Origin of the sequence: Desulfurobacterium sp., from assembly GCF_027028515.1 — a bacterium.
GTDB lineage: Bacteria > Aquificota > Aquificia > Desulfurobacteriales > Desulfurobacteriaceae > Desulfurobacterium_A.
This window is the reverse complement of sequence record NZ_JALVIW010000033.1, coordinates 1-1,628: the sequence shown is the minus strand read 5'-3', so window position 1 is coordinate 1,628 and position 1,628 is coordinate 1. Positions and strand designations below refer to the sequence as shown.

Sequence of the window (1,628 nt, the reverse complement as noted above, 5' to 3'; positions counted from 1 at the left end):
AACAAAAGTCAATGTCCACGAACCTCTGGTAGAATATACAGAGTTTAGAATTTTTAAAAGGCTTTCCTTATCCATTTACCTCTCCTTTTTATGGATTTTACCCAAAAAGTCCGTAAATTCTTTAACAAACTTTTTACACTTTTTGAGCTCGGCATCCGGATTAAAAAATATAACATATTCGTTAGAAACGCTTACTACTAAAAATAGGACATTTTTATCAACCGTGAAAGGCATTACTATTATGTATCTTTTAACCCCATATTTTTCTTCATAGGGTAAAATGATGCCCTGAGGGACCTTTTTAATCCTTTCAAGTTTTTTTATGGCATCGTTAAAAACTGCTATGAGGTAGGGAGTTTTGAGTTCGTTTTCTCTACTGCGGTATATAGGCTGGCCCTTTGCATTGTAGATTTCCACGGCTTCTATTGTGTCCCCGAAGATTTTTTTGGCCTTTTCCTCTACAAACTCCTGAACGTTTTTGTAGCCCTCTCCTCCAAACAACCACCTCAGGAACATTTATTCACCTCCACAGAACTAAATTATAATCCCTGTTTAACCGTGTAAAATATGCAAAATTTGATAAAACTTTACGCCTCTGTTATTATAATTTTAACACTAAACCGATAGCGATAAGGAGGGTATTATGGACATTAAGAAAATTGCTGACTACCTGAAAGAAAAGGAAGAAATCATAGACCACCTTTCCGAAACCGTTAAAAAGGTAGGCTCCAACAAGTCAGAAGTACTGGCCTACCTTAAAATCCAGAAATACAAGTGTGAAAAAATCGGAGAAGAAATCAGGAAAAACAATCCGGGCGTACAGCCAGAAAAGATTAACAGGCAAATATCGATTTATAAAAGTATGATAAATGATTTAGAACTTTATCCCTCTCTGGACAAATTTATAGAGGACATTCTCCGTGAAAGGGTTGTAATCGTGGGAATACTTGCAGTTATCAAGCACGAAAAATTAACCAGTAAAGAATTAATTGCTAAAAAAGTTGCAGAAATAACAGGTTATTCTGAACGGGATATACTTGATATTTTCCCTGAAGAAAAACAGGAAATAATGTTAAGAACAAGGAGGTGCAATGGCTTACTACGTTGAAGTTTTGTTTGTAGAAAATCAGAGGCTCGGCGTAAGGTTTCTTGACGAAGAGTATAAACCTCTTTCCAAAGTAGAGGAGCTGAACTTAAGGAAAAAACTCAATCTTCCACTTTCGCTTTCGCTGTCGCTAAAACACCTTATGCCACTTGTGGGAAACGGGAAGTTAAAGGGATTCGTAATTGAAAAGAAACGAATGGCCGAATACGAAGAGGAAGATCCTGAAATCTACGGCCTCTTAAAAGAGATAGGAGTTAAAGTCTACGACCGTAGGGAACACCCGATATACAAGACAAGGCCGAAAAGGTGATTCCTGTTAACTATTAGGACAGAGCAGGGTTTTTCCTGCTCTTTGTATACCTTTTCGGGAAAAAAGAAAAAGTAGATAGCTGTAGTAGTGTATATGTTTAACTTTATGGTCGTGGGTGGAAAAGTAGGTGTATAATCTTATCAGACGGGAGAGGGTTGAATGAGGAGTATAAGCATACGGTTTAAGCCTGTAAAGGAAAAGGAGAAGATAGGC

General features: G+C 37.2%; 3 protein-coding genes. 2 read left to right on the top strand and 1 reads right to left on the bottom strand.

Features of this window, described 5'->3' with window-relative positions:
• Nucleotides 1-75: 75 nt before the first annotated feature.
• Complete coding sequence (locus MV676_RS02900) at nucleotides 76-516, bottom strand: hypothetical protein (RefSeq protein WP_297445105.1); 441 nt, start codon at nucleotides 514-516, stop codon at nucleotides 76-78.
• A 127-nt stretch (nucleotides 517-643) separates the two neighbouring features.
• Between MV676_RS02900 and MV676_RS02895 the strand changes: the two genes are divergently transcribed.
• Together MV676_RS02895 and MV676_RS02890 are read left to right on the top strand one after the other, a co-directional pair.
• Nucleotides 644-1,108: a hypothetical protein gene (locus tag MV676_RS02895; protein WP_297445103.1), complete on the top strand. Its 465-nt coding sequence runs from the start codon at nucleotides 644-646 to the stop codon at nucleotides 1,106-1,108.
• A complete protein-coding gene (locus tag MV676_RS02890; RefSeq protein WP_297445101.1) occupies nucleotides 1,092-1,415 on the top strand; it encodes a hypothetical protein in 324 nt (107 codons plus the stop codon). The genes MV676_RS02895 and MV676_RS02890 overlap by 17 nt, the downstream gene beginning before the upstream one ends.
• Nucleotides 1,416-1,628 lie beyond the last annotated feature (213 nt).

Bases quoted from the DNA above. Each gene is read 5' to 3' on its own strand.
- MV676_RS02900 (WP_297445105.1), bottom strand. From the start codon at position 516: ATGTTCCTGAGGTGGTTGTTTGGAGGAGAGGGCTACAAAAACGTTCAG.
- MV676_RS02895 (WP_297445103.1), top strand. From the start codon at position 644: ATGGACATTAAGAAAATTGCTGACTACCTGAAAGAAAAGGAAGAAATC.
- MV676_RS02890 (WP_297445101.1), top strand. From the start codon at position 1,092: ATGGCTTACTACGTTGAAGTTTTGTTTGTAGAAAATCAGAGGCTCGGC.